The 14110-nt window shown below is 63.5% G+C and carries 16 protein-coding genes; 8 read left to right on the top strand and 8 right to left on the bottom strand.

Going from position 1 to position 14110, the window contains the following annotated elements; translation table 11 throughout:
• Nucleotides 1–9 precede the first annotated feature (9 nt).
• Both A477_RS23220 and A477_RS0101805 read left to right on the top strand, forming a co-directional pair.
• On the top strand, nt 10–198 hold the full coding sequence (locus A477_RS23220; RefSeq protein WP_017197338.1) for a hypothetical protein: 189 nt from the start codon (nt 10–12) through the stop codon (nt 196–198).
• Between the two features lie 28 nt (nt 199–226).
• Nucleotides 227–1006 carry an isocitrate lyase/PEP mutase family protein gene (locus A477_RS0101805; RefSeq protein WP_017197337.1) on the top strand — a complete coding sequence of 260 codons (780 nt, stop codon included), beginning with the start codon at nt 227–229 and terminating at the stop codon, nt 1004–1006.
• 38 nt (nt 1007–1044) lie between these two features.
• On the opposite strand, the gene A477_RS0101800 is transcribed toward A477_RS0101805, so the two are convergent.
• Complete coding sequence (locus A477_RS0101800; protein ID WP_017197336.1) at nt 1045–1968, bottom strand: LysR family transcriptional regulator; 924 nt, start codon at nt 1966–1968, stop codon at nt 1045–1047.
• 182 nt (nt 1969–2150) lie between these two features.
• Here A477_RS0101800 and A477_RS21875 point away from each other — a divergent pair, with 182 nt between their 5' ends.
• Nucleotides 2151–2495, top strand: a complete 345-nt coding sequence (locus A477_RS21875) for a CBU_0592 family membrane protein (protein ID WP_017197335.1) — start codon at nt 2151–2153, stop codon at nt 2493–2495.
• A 59-nt stretch (nt 2496–2554) separates the two neighbouring features.
• Here the strand turns inward: A477_RS21875 and A477_RS0101790 are convergent, their stop codons facing one another.
• Nucleotides 2555–2755, bottom strand: coding sequence for a hypothetical protein (locus tag A477_RS0101790; RefSeq protein ID WP_011776649.1), 201 nt, complete (start codon nt 2753–2755; stop codon nt 2555–2557).
• A 128-nt stretch (nt 2756–2883) separates the two neighbouring features.
• Between A477_RS0101790 and A477_RS0101785 the strand changes: the two genes are divergently transcribed.
• Nucleotides 2884–3390 (top strand): universal stress protein, encoded by a 507-nt coding sequence (locus tag A477_RS0101785; RefSeq protein ID WP_017197334.1) that lies wholly within the window; start codon nt 2884–2886, stop codon nt 3388–3390.
• Between the two features lie 337 nt (nt 3391–3727).
• On the opposite strand, the gene A477_RS0101780 is transcribed toward A477_RS0101785, so the two are convergent.
• Genes A477_RS0101780 through A477_RS0101765 form a run of 4 tightly spaced genes read right to left on the bottom strand, consistent with a single transcriptional unit; the run spans nt 3728 to nt 8757 of the window.
• On the bottom strand, nt 3728–5119 hold the full coding sequence (locus tag A477_RS0101780) for a GntP family permease (RefSeq protein ID WP_017197333.1): 1392 nt from the start codon (nt 5117–5119) through the stop codon (nt 3728–3730).
• Between the two features lie 22 nt (nt 5120–5141).
• On the bottom strand, nt 5142–5777 hold the full coding sequence (locus A477_RS0101775; RefSeq protein ID WP_017197332.1) for a bifunctional 4-hydroxy-2-oxoglutarate aldolase/2-dehydro-3-deoxy-phosphogluconate aldolase: 636 nt from the start codon (nt 5775–5777) through the stop codon (nt 5142–5144).
• Nucleotides 5767–7425, bottom strand: coding sequence for an N-acyl-D-amino-acid deacylase family protein (locus tag A477_RS0101770; RefSeq protein ID WP_017197331.1), 1659 nt, complete (start codon nt 7423–7425; stop codon nt 5767–5769). Before A477_RS0101770 ends, A477_RS0101775 begins: the two co-directional genes overlap by 11 nt.
• Before the next feature lie 9 nt (nt 7426–7434).
• The gene (locus A477_RS0101765; RefSeq protein WP_026005287.1) at nt 7435–8757 is read right to left on the bottom strand and encodes an alanine racemase; all 1323 of its coding nucleotides are present in this window, start codon (nt 8755–8757) and stop codon (nt 7435–7437) included.
• 175 nt (nt 8758–8932) lie between these two features.
• Here A477_RS0101765 and A477_RS0101760 point away from each other — a divergent pair, with 175 nt between their 5' ends.
• The 3 genes from A477_RS0101760 to A477_RS0101750 are packed head-to-tail and all read left to right on the top strand — an operon-like array spanning nt 8933 to nt 11107.
• Complete coding sequence (locus A477_RS0101760) at nt 8933–9940, top strand: sugar kinase (protein ID WP_017197330.1); 1008 nt, start codon at nt 8933–8935, stop codon at nt 9938–9940.
• The gene (locus A477_RS0101755; protein WP_017197329.1) at nt 9900–10706 is read left to right on the top strand and encodes an IclR family transcriptional regulator; all 807 of its coding nucleotides are present in this window, start codon (nt 9900–9902) and stop codon (nt 10704–10706) included. Before A477_RS0101760 ends, A477_RS0101755 begins: the two co-directional genes overlap by 41 nt.
• Nucleotides 10703–11107, top strand: coding sequence for a RidA family protein (locus A477_RS0101750; protein WP_017197328.1), 405 nt, complete (start codon nt 10703–10705; stop codon nt 11105–11107). The genes A477_RS0101755 and A477_RS0101750 overlap by 4 nt, the downstream gene beginning before the upstream one ends.
• Before the next feature lie 169 nt (nt 11108–11276).
• On the opposite strand, the gene A477_RS0101745 is transcribed toward A477_RS0101750, so the two are convergent.
• Together A477_RS0101745 and A477_RS0101740 are read right to left on the bottom strand one after the other, a co-directional pair.
• Nucleotides 11277–12593: an LssY C-terminal domain-containing protein gene (locus A477_RS0101745; RefSeq protein WP_017197327.1), complete on the bottom strand. Its 1317-nt coding sequence runs from the start codon at nt 12591–12593 to the stop codon at nt 11277–11279.
• Between the two features lie 83 nt (nt 12594–12676).
• Nucleotides 12677–13660, bottom strand: coding sequence for an NAD-dependent epimerase/dehydratase family protein (locus tag A477_RS0101740; RefSeq protein ID WP_017197326.1), 984 nt, complete (start codon nt 13658–13660; stop codon nt 12677–12679).
• Nucleotides 13661–13772: 112 nt separating this feature from the next.
• Between A477_RS0101740 and A477_RS0101735 the strand changes: the two genes are divergently transcribed.
• Nucleotides 13773–14018: a hypothetical protein gene (locus A477_RS0101735; protein WP_017197325.1), complete on the top strand. Its 246-nt coding sequence runs from the start codon at nt 13773–13775 to the stop codon at nt 14016–14018.
• Nucleotides 14019–14110 lie beyond the last annotated feature (92 nt).

Raw genomic sequence — 14110 nt, 5'->3', positions numbered from 1 at the left:
CCTGTTCTTATGGCCCGTTTTGCACTCGATATTGATGCTGTCACCCGTCCTGCCCGCTCCCAATCGCTCCTGGACGCGGTGAACCATCGGGTGGTCATCGCCGATGACGCGATGGGCACCATGCTGCGGGACCGGGAGTTGTCCCTCGAGGCCGACTTCCACAGGGGATGGCAACTGAGAGTTCCCATACGTGGATGACTGAGAACAACGATGATGGAGAGCAACGATGACTGAAGCAAACACCAACGCGCGTGCACACCAGCTGAAAGCCCTGCACGAGGCGCCGGAAATCCTGAGCGTGGTGAATGTGTGGGACGCCGTCAGTGCCCGCACTGTTGCAGAACTTCCTGAGACCAAGGCCATTGCCACAGCAGGGCATTCCATTGCTGCAGCCTTTGGATATGCCGACGGAACCATGCCGTTGGACGTTGCGCTGGAAGGGGTCAAGCGAATTGTCGACGCCGTGGACCACCCGGTCACCGCAGACCTGGACGACGGCTACGAGGACCCTGCCGAGACCATCCGCCGGGCGATTGGGATCGGCGTGGTTGGGGCGAATGTTGAGGACCGCTTGCGGCCTTTCGACGAAGCCGTTGCCCGCGTGCAAGCCATCATGTCAGCCGCCGCGGACGAAGGCATCGCGTTCCAGCTGAACGCACGCACAGACGCGATTGCCCGGGGTGGGGACCGTCCACTCAAGGACAGCATCGAGGATGCCATCGCCAGGGGACGCGCCTTCCTTGACGCCGGCGCTTCGCTGGTCTTCGTGCCGGGTGCCATGACCCGTGAGGTCATCGAGCCCTTGGTTGAAGGCCTCGGACACGGGAAGCTCTCCGTGATCGGTGCCCCCGGCGCCCTACCGGCTGCCGAGCTTCAGGAACTCGGTGTGGCCCGCGTTTCCTATGGTCCGTTTACCCAGCGGGTAGCTCTGCGGGCACTTCGGGACCTTGCCACGGACCTCTATGGTTCGGGCGTGATCCCTACTGACACGCCTGCGCTGAACTAGCTGATGCCTGACCTGTCCCGCCTTCAAGACGGGACAGGTCAGGAACCCGAACGGGTGTCGAACACGGCCGCCGACTCACGAAGCAGGCGGGCCACTGTGTCCAAGGGCAGGCTCGCGGCTTTTCTCCGATCGAACCGTCGCAAGGCGATGTGCCGGGTCCCCAAGCCGGGAACATCCAGGATGTCCACCTGGTCATGGACGACGCCCGTCAGTGCCAGGGTGGGCACAATCGCAACTCCCTCACCAGCAGCAACGAGTGCCAGCGCGGTGAGTGTGTCGTGGTATTGATGAACAGTCTCAATCCGGGCCCCCGTCGAGTGACGCAGGCGCCCAAGTACTGCGGTGTTGGCTGCCGATGGCTCGACTCCCAGCCACGGCAAGTGCAAGCGGCTCAGGTCAATGTTGTCCGTGCCGAGCAGGCTTCCAGCGGGCACCACGAGCTTCCACGGCTCATCGAGCAGGGGTTCCTGGACCATTCCGGCCGCCATCGGGCGCTGCTCTGCCGCCGTCGAATCCTGTTCAATCACAACAGCATCGAGCTGGCGCTGCCGGAGCAGCCGCATCAGGGCTGGAAAGCTGTCCTCAACGATCTGAATCTGCAACTGGGGGTATTGGCTGCGCCATTCGGGAAGGCGCGGGATCACCACCGTGCGCATGAAACTGGTGAATCCGCCCACCCGCACCACCCCCGCGATATTGACTTCGCTTTGCATCCGGGCCCGGGCCACGTTGAGCGCCCGTTCTATTTCTTCCCCTGCCTCTGCCATTGCCAGGCCTGCGGGGGTGAGCACTGAGCCTTTGGGGGTGCGGAGGAGTAGCGCCTGCCCTGCCTCGTTCTCGAGTTTGCTCAGTTGCTGCGACACTGCGGAGGCCGTAATCCGCAATTCATCAGCTGCCGCAAGGACACCTCCAGTGCGCGCGACCGCAAGAAGCACGAGCAGCCGGCGCGGGTCCATCTCCATGTTAAGTACTCCTAAACACCGGCTTCAGAATATTGCAATTGAACTAAAGGGCTTCCTCACTCAATATTGACTCAAAAGCACGGTTCAGTCGCCCAATACCGACTATCGAATCAAGCCCCCATCCCGGATCGAACACCGCCCGTCGGCTTCATTCGGAATGCCCAAATCCTGAAAGGACTCCCATGGAACTGCTGTTCGAAATTACCGGTTGGGCCGGTGCGGTGGCGATGCTCGGCGGCTATATGGCGGTGTCCATGGGCTGGTTGCAGGCAGGCAGCACCTTCCAGACCGTGAATCTCTTTGGCTCGTGCGCCTTCATCGTCAACGGCACGCTCCATGGAGCATGGCCCTCCGTAGTGACGAATGTGGCTTGGTTCTTGATTTCAGCCGTAGCCCTTCTCCGGATGCGCGCCAAGCAGAGGCCCGCGCCGGCGGTGGCCCAAACTCAAGAGAGCCCCTCGCTTGGTCCGGACACTGCCGCACAGGTCATCGTCTCGGCTGCTCGGCCAGCCGCCGGCTGCGCCTAGCGGGTTCACGGGGAACCGCCATCCCGCTGAGGACAGACCCCGTAACTCCACGAACTCCGTCAGTCCACGAACTCCGACTGAGTCTCGATGAAGTCCCAATCCGCAACGGTCAACACACCACTGACCTTGTCCGGATGAGGCCCGCCGGCCTCGGCAATGTGCTGCAGCACCTGCAGCGGCAGTTCTTCGGCACGCAGGTTTTCGCGCAACCACTCCTTGCTGTCCAAGTGCAAGTCGAGCCACCACATGTAGATTTCCATCGCGGACCGCCTTCCTTCGGATGGGCCGTGGACCCGGATTAACCCTAGGCCGCGTCAGGAACGTCTACAAGGGTCCCGGTGAGCCCAAGTAGCTGTTCAAGCACGCGCCGCAGCGCAACAATAAGGGTATGGCTGCGGAAGGTTTCAGCGGACGGATCCCCTTGGTGGTAGGAGTGCTGCCGGATCAGCATGTGGAGGTCCTCCAAACTGCCAGGACCCTCGCCGAACAGATGGGCGTGCCGCTGGTTTGCGCTTATGTGGATGAGGCCAGCTACCTGGTGGAGTGGGACCCCTCGCGCGAGACACACCGGATGTCGCTGCATCCCGAAAAAGATGACGAGGACGTCGCGGCCGTCCGTGGTGATCTTGGAAAGGCCATCGCGGAGGCCATGGACGGCGGTACGGCAGATTGGACTTTGCGCTTGCTTGCCGGTGACCCTGCCCGCGCACTGGGCCGCTTGGCCGCGGATATCGATGCGTCAATGATCATCGTAGGGACCCCCGAACCTGGACTGGGGCACCGGATTTCCGAAGCCCTGAACGGCTCGGTGGCAGCCTGGCTGAGTCATCACCAGCGGCGTCCGGTGCTGATTGTGCCCCAAAAGAAGAGGCATGAAGCTGCCCATAAAAACTAAAGCGAAAGTACTTATTCGAGGTGGTGGCGAAGGCGTCGCACGGCACGTAGAGTAATTACTGCAGGATGGCGAGAGCCCCTGCTCAAAGACCGCTCCGGAGTGCGTATCCCCCAATAACGCACTCCGGAGCTCTTTGTTTAAGCGACGGTTGCTCCACGTGCGGCCACCACCTTCTTTGACGCAAAAACGGCCCCGACACACCCTTTCTTAGGCGTGTCGAGGCCGTTGTCATTTCAATGTGGGTGGCCACGGTACAGCTCGCAGGGAGAAGCGCACGACGCCGCCACCTGGCTCGGGTGCCGTCAGGTCACCTGACGGCACCTCAGCTGCCGTCAGGTCACCGGACGAACGTGTACAGCAACGCCGCCATACCGAACCCCACTATGGAGAGCACCGTTTCCAACACGGTCCATGTCTTCAGGGTGTCCTTGACTGACATGTTGAAGTACTTGGAGATGATCCAGAATCCGCCGTCATTCACGTGGCTGGCGATAATGGAGCCCGAGGATATGGCCACTACGATCAACGCGAGCTGCGGCTGCGAATACCCGGAGGCGAGGCTGGGGGCCAGGATGCCGCCGGTGGTCACGATTGCAACGGTGGCCGAGCCCTGGGCGATGCGCATGCCGGCGCTGATCACGAACGCGGAAAGGATGATGGGAAGCCCGGCCTGGGACAACGTATCCGCCACAGCCTTGCCAACGCCTGTGGCGGAGAGGACGGCACCAAAGAAGGCGCCCGCGCCAACAACCAGCAGGATCATGCCCACGGGACGCAACGAGGAACCCGTGATTTCGCTGAGTTCGGCGGAGGTCATGCCGCGGCGGATTCCCAGGAGCCACATTGCCAGGAGCACGGCGACGGTCAGCGCAATGGCCGGGTTGCCGAAGAACTGGAGGATGTCGCGGAATGTGCCTGCGGGAGCGAAGATATTGCCGAACGTGCCGCCGAGAATGAGGATCATGGGCAAGCCGATGGCCAGCAGTACCAGCCCGATGGACGGTTCGTGGCCCTTGGCTTCCTCAGACTCCGGGACGATCCGATCCTCCGGGACGGAAACCATGACGCGCTTGCCGATCCAGGTACCCCACAGGATGCCCGAAGCGAACCATGCAGGAATACCGCAGATGAGGCCCATGAGGATGATCCAGCCGAGATCCACGCCGAACAGTCCGGCCGCAGCAACGGGGCCGGGGTGCGGAGGAAGGAAGGCGTGCGTCACGGAGAGTCCAGCGAGCAACGGCAGGGCGTAAAGGGCCAGCGACTTGCCGCCACGGATTGCGGCGACGTAAACCAGCGGGGCAAGGACAAAGATGCCGATGTCGAAGAACACGGGGATACCCAGCACGAAGCCGGTGATACCCATGGCCAACGGAGTGCCCTTTTCGCCGAAGATCTTCACCAGCCTTCCGAGCAGCACCTCAGCACCGCCGGACCGCTCAAGAATGGCACCGAGGACGGTACCGAGGCCGATGATTACCGTGATGTGGCCGAGGATGCCGGCGAAGCCCTTCTCAATGAGGGCGTCGCTGCTTTTGGTGGCCGAGCCGACCAAGGCCTCCACGGAGATACCACCCACCAGGGCCACGATCACACCGGTCCCCACCAAGGCGATGAACGGTTCGAGCTTGACCTTGATGATCAGGAACAGCAGGAGGGCAATGCCGGCACCTGCCAGGAGGAGCAGGCCGGCGGTATCGTGCCGCAGCCATTCAAGGAATTCAGTCATAACGAGTCTTTCTGGGTAAGTCCTACTTGAGGGTGCCGGTGAAGGCTGCGGCACGTGCCGCGATGTCTGCCCAGTCACCTGCAGCAACGGCTGCGGGTGGGACTACGCTGGTGCCGCAGCAGACTGCGGCAGCACCGGCGTCGAGGTAGCTCTTGGCGTTGGAGGCGTCGATGCCCCCCGAAGGCAGCAAGCGGATGCCCGGGAACGGGCCCTGCAGATCCTTCAAGTACGCCGGGCCGAGCTGGCGGGCGGGGAAAATCTTGACGGCGGACGAGCCAAGATCCAAGGCCTGCGCCACCTCCGTGGGGGTCATGGCGCCGAGGCTGAACGGGATGCCGGCGGCGACTGCAACGGCGGCCACCTCGGGGCGAAGGCCGGGCGTCACCAGGAACTGGGCACCGGCGTCGATCGCTGCACGGGCTTGGTCAGCGGTCATCACGGTGCCGATTCCGACGGCGGCGCCATGATCCGCCGCCGTCTCTGCCGCGCGCTGGACGTGCTTGAGCACATCCGGGGTGGTGTACGTGAGTTCGACGCTGCGGATGCCGCCGTCGGACAGTGCCCGGCAAAGATCCGCGGCGTCCGTGATGGACGGGGCGCGGACCACGGCGAGGGTGCGGTCGGCTTCGAGCTGCTGGAGGAATTGTTCAGGAGTCATGCTGTCCTTCTCTGGTGAGGCCGTCGCTGGTGCGACGAAGGGCACGGCCTGCGCGGGCACCGGTGGCTTTGCCGCCGTAGATCGCTGCCGTGCCGTTGACGAAGACGTACTGGATGCCGCTGGCGGCCTGGCGTGGGTTCTCAAAAGTGGCTTCGTCGCGGACGGTTTCCGGATCGAAAAGCACGACGTCGGCCGCATAGCCTTCCCGGACAAGTCCCCTGTTATGGAGCTTGAGTCGTGCGGCGGGCCGGCCCGTGAGGTGATGGACCATTTCCTCGAGGCTCAAGAGTCCGAGGTCCCTTGAGTAGTGGCCGAGGTAGCGCGGGAACGTGCCCCAGGCTCGCGGGTGAGGCTTGGCGCCGACCAGGAGTCCGTCGCTGCCGCCGGTGTGCGTGCGGTGCTTCATGATGGCCTGGACGTTTTCCTCGTGGCCCACGTGCTGAAGGATGCCGGTGCCGAGGCGGTCTTCCGTGAGGATCTGCGCGAACACGTCGAACGGCTCCCGGCCGGTCCCTGAAGCGATGTCCCTGATGGTTCTGCCGACGTAGCCCGCGAGCGCCGGGTTCTGCACGCCGCTGATTTCCAGGGTGTCCCACTCGGCCACCACGCCGTGGCAGCCGTCGGAACCGTAGACCTCCACGGCTTCCCTGATGCGTGCTCGGGTTGTCGGGTCGGCCAGCCGCGCCAGCGTTGCCTCTGTCCCACCCGATGACGCCCAGCTCGGCAGGATCGCGCTCAACGTGGTGGCACCGGGGAGATATGGGTAGGTGTCCAGGGTGATGTCCACGCCGTGGTCCAGGGCTTCGTCGATCAGGTCCAGGAGTTCCCCGGCGCGGCCCTTGTTTTCCGCGAAGTTCATGGTGGCGTGGGAGAGGTGGAGCGCACAGCCCGTGTCGCGGCTCAGCCCGATCATCTCGGCGTAGGCACCCAGTGCGCCTTTGCCGTAGGAGCGATGGTGCGGCGCGTAGAAACCGCCGAGCTCGCCTACGGTCCGGCAGAGTCCAGCCAGTTCCTCGGTTTGTGCGTACATACCAGGCGTGTAGGTCAGGCCTGAGGACATTCCCACCGCGCCTTCCTCCATCGCCGTGCGGATGACGTTCTGCATCTGCCGCTGCTGCTCCGGCGTGGGGTCGCCTTCCGCGAAGCCCATCACCATGGCCCGGACGGTTCCTTGGGGAACGAGGTAGGCGGCGTTGGTGGCGATGCGGCCGCCGTTTTCTTCCGCGTCGAGCCGGTCGAGGTACTCCCGAACTGTCCGCCAGTTCCAGTCAAAATCGGCAGGATTGTCGTTCCAGCCGGCGATCTTCTCGCGGACACCGGCCAGGGTGGCATCGTCCACGGGCGCGTAGGACAGGCCATCCTGGCCCAGCAGTTCGGTGGTGACACCCTGGCTGAGCTTGGCGTAGTGGTCCCTGTTTACCAGGAGCTGCAGGTCCGAATGTGCGTGCATGTCGATGAAGCCCGGGCTGAGGACCAGGCCCGTGGCATCGATCACACGGTCCGCGCCGGCCCCCGTGAGGGAAGCCGCGTCGAGGGTTCCGGCGTCGACGACGGCGGCAATCACCGCGCCGTCCAGCAGGACGTCCGCACGGCGCCGGCCTGTTCCCGTTCCATCCACCAAGGTGGCATTGCTGATGAGGGTCTTCATGGCATGGTCCTAGAAGAAGGTATGGATGAGGTCGACGACGGTCTGGTTACCCGGGCCTTCGGTGGACCCGCTGTCCGCGAGCACTGGAATGACGGTCCACTTATCGAACGCGGTGCACGGGTGGGAGAGGCCCAGTCGGACGACGTCGCCGGGACGGACCGTGGTGGTGGACGCTTCGTAGCTCATGAAGCTGTGTTGATCGTTGACCGAGGTGATCTCGGCGCCAAGCAGTGGCTCCATTGCCCCACCCAGGACAGGTCCGATGAACTGCGGTTCGGGCAGGCCTTCGTCGAACGGGAGGTCGCGTTTCCCGGCGTCGAGAATGGCGAGGCCGGGTTCGGTCTGTGAAACAACCCGTGCCCAGCCGTACATCCCGGCTTTGAAGGGTCGGTTACCCTCGCGGGAAAACGGCGAGATTCCGCGATAGAAACCGTCATCATGGATGATGTAGGCGCCGCTGCGGATCATGAGGTCCACGGCAGGTCCGCCAAGTTCGGCACCGGTGCTGATGGCGGGGGCGAGGACCGTGACGACGTCGTCGAAGTAGGCGCTGCCACCGGCGGTAATGATCACTCGGCCTGAACCGTACAGGCCTGCGGCGAGGAGCTCCTCGTGAAGCAGCCGCATCTGGGCGAGGTAGCCACGAACGGCGGCCAGGCCGGCGTCGTCCGCCGTGTGCGCGAGTGAGCCTTCATAGCCGCTGACGCCCACCAGACGCAGATTGGGTGATTCGGATATAGCGCGGGCAATCTCCATGGCCGCTTCCACAGTCCGGGCCCCGGTTCGGCCACCCTGCGCGCCGAGCTCCACCAGGACTTCCAGCACAGCATCACTGCCGGCGAGCGTTCGGTTGATGACTTCCACGGTCCCCAGGGAGTCGATCCAGGACAGGATCGGCGCGTCCGGCGTGGCAACGCCGGCAACCCATTGAATGGCGTGCGGATCCGTGAGGCTATTGGCGAGCTGCAGGTTCCTCACACCGAACTCGCGGGCCACACGGAGCTGTGCGAAGTTCGCCAACGTAATACCCCAGGCGCCGCGGTTGAGCTGCTCGGTCCAGAGCTGCGGGGACATGGTGGTCTTCCCGTGCGGGGCGAGCAGGACGCCGTGGTCTCTGCACCAGTCGGCCAGCCGGTCGGCATTGGCGCGGAGCGCTCCGGCGTCGAGGGTGAGCAGCGGCGTCTGGAGGTCAGCGAGCGTGTGCTTGGCGGCGAGGAAGTCCGCGTGGGTGGTGCCGTTCGCCGTTGCGGGCACAGCTTTGTGACGCCAGTCGAGACGGCGTTCAGCCAGGCCCGACACGGCGGATGCCGAGATGGCTTCGGAAGTGTTCACGCGTTCATTCCCTTCGCGGTGCTGCGTTTTTGAAGCTGCGTTGTGGGGTTGTTAGGTAATTCTGATGCGTTGCGTATTTTGCAACGGTGGTTGCAAACCTGCTGGTGATATGTCTAACATGGTGGCGGATCGAGAGTCAAGGCCGCTGAGAAGCGCACGAACTAGTGGGAGAACGATGCTTTCAGCTGTATGCGTGGGCGAAACCATGGCCATGCTTACCCCTGTCCACGCCGTCCCCCTGCACCTGGCAACGGAACTCCACTTTGGGATCGGCGGCGCGGAATCCAACGTCGCCATGGGCCTGGCCGCCATGGGCCTGGACGCGCACTGGATCAGCCGGGTGGGCCACGACGGCTTCGGCACCCGTATCCTGCACGAACTTCAGGATCACGGCGTGGGAACCGCAGGCGTGGAGGTGGACGAGTCCCTGCCCACAGGGCTTTACGTCAAGGTCCCGGCGCAGGATTCGGACCCCGACGGCGGGAGTTCGGTTTTGTACTACCGGCAAGGATCCGCGGCGTCGGCCATGGGACGGGACACGCTTTCCAATCCCGCCGTTACCTCGTTGCTTGAGAACGCAGCACTCATCCACCTGAGCGGAATCACCGCTGCCCTCTCCCCCGAGTGTCTTTCACTGTTGGAAGCAATCCTCACCGCACCTCGCAGTGGCCGGATCATCAGCTTCGACGTCAACTGGCGCGAAGCCCTCTGGGCAGGCCAGGACAGGTCCGTCCTGCAGCGGCTGGCGAACCTGTCCGACGTCGTGCTCGTGGGAAAAGACGAAGCCGAACACGCCTTCGGCACCACCGACGAAGCAGAACTTCGCCGCATGATGCCGGATCCGAAGGTGCTGGTCATCAAGAACGAGGCGATCAGCGCCATTTCTTTGGACCGGACCGGCACTCGTGAAGAGGTGCCCGCACTGTCCGTCGCCGTCGTCGAGCCCGTTGGCGCCGGCGACTCTTTCGCCGCCGGTTACCTCAGCGGGATGCTGTTCGGACTGGGCCAGAAGGAGAGCCTTCGCCGCGGGCATGTGGCAGCTGCGTGCACCCTCACGGTCCAGGGTGACCGCGGCCCGCTGCCCGACGCCGCCGAGCTCGCAGCCATTCTCGATTCTTCGGATGACGCGTGGGCTGCTATCCATGTTGAAGACGGACAATTCAACACCAGAACCGGAGCGTGACATCGTGAGCCAGAGCCTCATGCGAGCCATCGACCTGCTCGGCGAACTCGCCGCAAAGCCAGCAACCCTGGACGAGCTCGCGTCCAAGGCTGCCGTCCACAAAACCACCGTGATGCGGCTCCTGCACGCCATGGAAGAAAAGCGCTTCGTGGTGCGGGACGAAGACCAGCGGTTCATGCTCGGCTCCAAGCTTTTTGAACTGTCATCGCTGGCTTTGGAGCAGCGGGACATCCGCAAAGTGGCGCATCCGCACCTGGCCGAACTCAACGGCCGAACCGGGCACACTGTGCACCTCGCCGCGTTTGAAGGGGATGAGGTGGTGTACATCGACAAGTTCGAGTCGCACCACCCCGTCCGCATGTACTCGCGCATCGGCCTGACTGCATCGCTGCACTCGGCCGCTGTGTCCAAAGTCCTCCTCTCCGATATGCCGCGCAGTCGGCAGGAAAAGATCGCCGCGGGGCTGGACTACGTGAAAGTTACCGAGAATACCCTGACCTCGCCGGAGGCCTTGCTGGCCGAACTCGAGCAGGTCAAGGAACAGGGCTGGGCCCACGACAACGCTGAGCACGAAGCCTTCGTGCACTGCATCGCGGCCCCCATCCGCGACGCGAGCGGCGCCGTTGTTGCCGCAGCCTCTTGTTCGGTACCGGTAGTGATGCTCAGCTATGAAGGCTTGCTTGAGCTGCTGCCCGACCTCAAAGCCAGCACCGAGGCCATCTCCAACGACCTCGGCTGGATCAGCCACGAAAGGAACTCAGCATGAGTGAAAAGACCGTAGTACTGACCGAAAACGCACCCGCCCCGGCGCACGTATTCTCGCAGGGCATCAAGAAGGGCGGCATGTTCCAGGTCTCGGGCCAGGGCCCGATGGACCCCGCCACCAACCAGTACATCGGCGAGGGCGACGTCCGTGTCCAGACCCGACGCACCTTGGAGAACGTCAAGGCCATCCTCGAAGCCGGCGGATCCTCCGTTGAAGACGTCCTCATGTTCCGCGTCTACCTCACCACCCGCGACGACTTCGCCGCCATGAATGAGGTCTACGGCGAGTTCATCCGCGAGAACGTGCCCAGCGGCCAACTGCCGAGCCGCACCACCGTTTTCGTGGACTTGCCGCACGAGGTCATGCTGGTAGAGATCGACGCTCTGGCGGTCACTGCGTAACTCCCCGCCACACAGATGCTTTAGCGCCACGCCAACGGGCTGGAGACACCCATATTCGGGTGTCGCCAGCCCGTTGCTGCGTCTCCCACGAATTTGGGTGTCATATACGACGGCAGCACCGGACTGTGGTGGGGACGCGGCCTCGAAGCGGGGGCGGACCGGGAGCCCGTTACGAATTGACCCCTCCGCGGCTTACCACCGACACCGGGACCGCCGGCACACGCTGCCGTTTGGCGTAGACCCTGGCCCGTTGGCTGGACAGTGCCAACAGCACCAGGATGTCCGAGGCCAGACCGGCGAGGCCGGCTTCCAGGGTGAGGTTCGCGGTCCCTGTCGAGTAGTCGATGGCCTGTACCAGGATGGAGATGGAACTCAGGGCCATCGCGATCACCCGCGCCCCGTTGCTGCCCAGGAAAATTCGCCACGCCAGGAAAACCTCACCCAAGCCGAAGACCAACACCACCAGCCCCATAACGGTGACGAGCGCCGTCGTGGCTTGCGGGTCCAAGGCCTCGCCATCGGTGCTGATATCCGTGGCCAGGTCCGATGATGTAAACAGTGTGACGGCAAGGACGAAGGCCGCAATGGATCTCGCCACCACCAGGGCGGCACCCACAATGATGGGCGCGGGCCGCCGGTCCCTGCTGTCTGTGCGGCGAGGCAGCTGGTCCGCGGGCACCAGGACGCTCCGGGCATCGACGATGGGGAGGTCGCCGTCAGTGGAGATTGAATCCCCGCCACCGTTGCGTGAGTGGTATCCGGTGGAGAAGTCCTTGATGACCTGGACTGAGACAGCTGGTTCCGCAGCCGAAACGGTTGAAACGATGTGGTCGCGCTCCACATCCGTGTTCTGCTCGATCTTGTGCGTGATCTGGAGCGTAAACAGAGAGAATCCGACGCTGCGGTCGTAGGTTCCGGCGGCAAGCCAATCCACTTTGTGTCCACCCGGTAGGAGCCAGCCTTCGGGGCAACGCCAGAAGCGGACGTGGTGACGTTTTCCGGGGTTGTTGTCCACTTCCTGTTGGTAGGCGAAGTCTTGCTGCCGATCGAAGAGATACAACGGACTGACGGGCGCCTCTGAGTAGCTACGCCGGAAAATAGTTGAGCTGATGATGCGCCGGCTGCTGGCGAAAGTGACGTCGTCGGCCTTGGTCCATTTAGCAGACTCCATGATGGCGTGGATCTGGGGCTCGGCGCCCAGCAAGGCGACGTTGACCGGGTCGCCCAAGAGCCCGTCGCTGGTCCGTGCCCGGCCAATGAAATAGCCCGGTACGTAGATGGTGGTCAGGATCCGGTGGAGCCGTGGGAGCAGCAGGTAGGCAAGGAACGCCCAGAACACCACGTAGAACCACACCTGCCCCCACCCCAGCTGGAAGCTCTCGCCCACCAACAAGAATGCAAGCCATACTGCGGCGACTCCGCCCATGACGAAGAAAGCGTGGTCGAGCCTGGTGTCCGTCACTCCTTTGTTGGCCGCCTTGAACATGGATGCTCCCCCTCTGCTCCTTAAGCTTCGGGGTTGAGGTGGCTGTTGTACAGACACCAATAGGCGAGTCCAGTCGGCGAGCGTTACGCCGTGGTTATAAGGGAAGTCTGAACCTGAAGCTTGTTGTTCCCAATAAGCCACTGCAGCGCCTCACGAACGGCCTGTTCCGGCTCGTAGCGGGGGGCGTAGCCCAGGAGCGACCTGGCTTTTTCGATGGTGAGGCAGTGGTTGCGGGAGAGGTGGGCCCAGCTCGTGTCTGCATGTTCGGGCGTGGTGGTTTCGCGGAAGTCCTTCCAACTGACCATCTCCGAGTGGGGCTCCCGCCCGAACCACGACGCCGCGATTTCCATGTAGCCACGAACTGTCAGGGCGGACGGAGCAACAATGTTGAAGTCCTCGCCGGCGGCCGCTTCGCGGCGCTGGATTGTTTTCTCGAAGGCCTGCGCGAGGTCGTCGGCATGGACGTGGTGCATCAGTTCTGTGCCACCTCCCGGAATCTGCAGTGGCTGTCCGGCCGCGATCTTTTGCCACACAGAGGGATCGAAATTTCCGAGCGGACCCACGGGATGCCATCCGGGACCCACAATGTGGCCGGGGTGCAGCGACGTAGTTATCAGCCCTCCGGAGGCCGTCTCATCCTTCAGCATCCGGGCAATATCGCGCTTCTGGATGCCGTATTCATCCAGCGGCTCCGCGGTGGAGTCCGCCCCCTCTGAGATGGGCAGCTTCCGGCTGGCACCATAACGCCAGATCGACCCGCAATGCAGCAGATGCCCCGCCTCGCCGCGCAGCCGGTTCACCAGAGCCGTGGCGGATTCGAGCGTGAAGCACACCAGGTCAACCACGACGTCGGCACGCATGTCCGCGACCCGGTCACCGAAGGTGCCCTCCCGGTCCTCAAGGTGGCGGTCCGCAGTGACTTGCCGGACCTGCTGCCACTCGGGCGCATCAACGTATGCCGCACTGGTCCCACGACTAATGTTGATGACCTCGTGGCCGCCCCGCACGAGCCTGGGGACAAGGAAGGACCCGATATGGCCGCTGCCGCCGATCACGACGATTTTCATTGTTCTCCGATCTCCACGAGTCACGGTACCGGCTCCCGGCTGTTGATCGGTAGGGTCCTTGGCGGTTCCGGGAACCGTTGACTGCCTCCACCCCGCTGCTTAGTCTATCGAAATGAATAAATTCAAAAAGAAAATTGCATCCGTCTTTGCGGCTACCGCCATTCTTGCGGGTGGAGGAATTGCCCTGGCCGCCCCCGCCGAGGCGGCCAGCACCTATGTCTATTGGTTTCACACCAAAGCATCGTGCGAATCGAACCTGGATGCCGCCAGGCCTGGGTTTGGTTCCTACGTGCGCCTGGTGGAAGGGTGCGTCAGGAACGGCAACGGCTACGCCTACACGGTGGTTTGGCGCTACTAATATCCCCACACCCAACCCTTTGGAGCCCGACGTCGGCACTCACCTGAGTGCCGACGTCGGGCTTTGTTGTGGCTAAGCCGCAGCGCCGCCAA

Origin of the sequence: Arthrobacter sp. M2012083 (assembly GCF_000281065.1) — a bacterium.
Lineage (GTDB): Bacteria > Actinomycetota > Actinomycetes > Actinomycetales > Micrococcaceae > Arthrobacter.
This window is presented reverse-complemented; position numbering and strand designations above follow the sequence as displayed.

Bases quoted from the DNA above. Each gene is read 5' to 3' on its own strand.
- A477_RS23220 (WP_017197338.1), top strand. From the start codon at position 10: ATGGCCCGTTTTGCACTCGATATTGATGCTGTCACCCGTCCTGCCCGC.
- A477_RS0101805 (WP_017197337.1), top strand. From the start codon at position 227: ATGACTGAAGCAAACACCAACGCGCGTGCACACCAGCTGAAAGCCCTG.
- A477_RS0101800 (WP_017197336.1), bottom strand. From the start codon at position 1,968: ATGGAGATGGACCCGCGCCGGCTGCTCGTGCTTCTTGCGGTCGCGCGC.
- A477_RS21875 (WP_017197335.1), top strand. From the start codon at position 2,151: ATGGAACTGCTGTTCGAAATTACCGGTTGGGCCGGTGCGGTGGCGATG.
- A477_RS0101790 (WP_011776649.1), bottom strand. From the start codon at position 2,755: ATGGAAATCTACATGTGGTGGCTCGACTTGCACTTGGACAGCAAGGAG.
- A477_RS0101785 (WP_017197334.1), top strand. From the start codon at position 2,884: ATGGCTGCGGAAGGTTTCAGCGGACGGATCCCCTTGGTGGTAGGAGTG.
- A477_RS0101780 (WP_017197333.1), bottom strand. From the start codon at position 5,119: ATGACTGAATTCCTTGAATGGCTGCGGCACGATACCGCCGGCCTGCTC.
- A477_RS0101775 (WP_017197332.1), bottom strand. From the start codon at position 5,777: ATGACTCCTGAACAATTCCTCCAGCAGCTCGAAGCCGACCGCACCCTC.
- A477_RS0101770 (WP_017197331.1), bottom strand. From the start codon at position 7,425: ATGAAGACCCTCATCAGCAATGCCACCTTGGTGGATGGAACGGGAACA.
- A477_RS0101760 (WP_017197330.1), top strand. From the start codon at position 8,933: ATGCTTTCAGCTGTATGCGTGGGCGAAACCATGGCCATGCTTACCCCT.
- A477_RS0101755 (WP_017197329.1), top strand. From the start codon at position 9,900: ATGTTGAAGACGGACAATTCAACACCAGAACCGGAGCGTGACATCGTG.
- A477_RS0101750 (WP_017197328.1), top strand. From the start codon at position 10,703: ATGAGTGAAAAGACCGTAGTACTGACCGAAAACGCACCCGCCCCGGCG.
- A477_RS0101745 (WP_017197327.1), bottom strand. From the start codon at position 12,593: ATGTTCAAGGCGGCCAACAAAGGAGTGACGGACACCAGGCTCGACCAC.
- A477_RS0101740 (WP_017197326.1), bottom strand. From the start codon at position 13,660: ATGAAAATCGTCGTGATCGGCGGCAGCGGCCATATCGGGTCCTTCCTT.
- A477_RS0101735 (WP_017197325.1), top strand. From the start codon at position 13,773: ATGAATAAATTCAAAAAGAAAATTGCATCCGTCTTTGCGGCTACCGCC.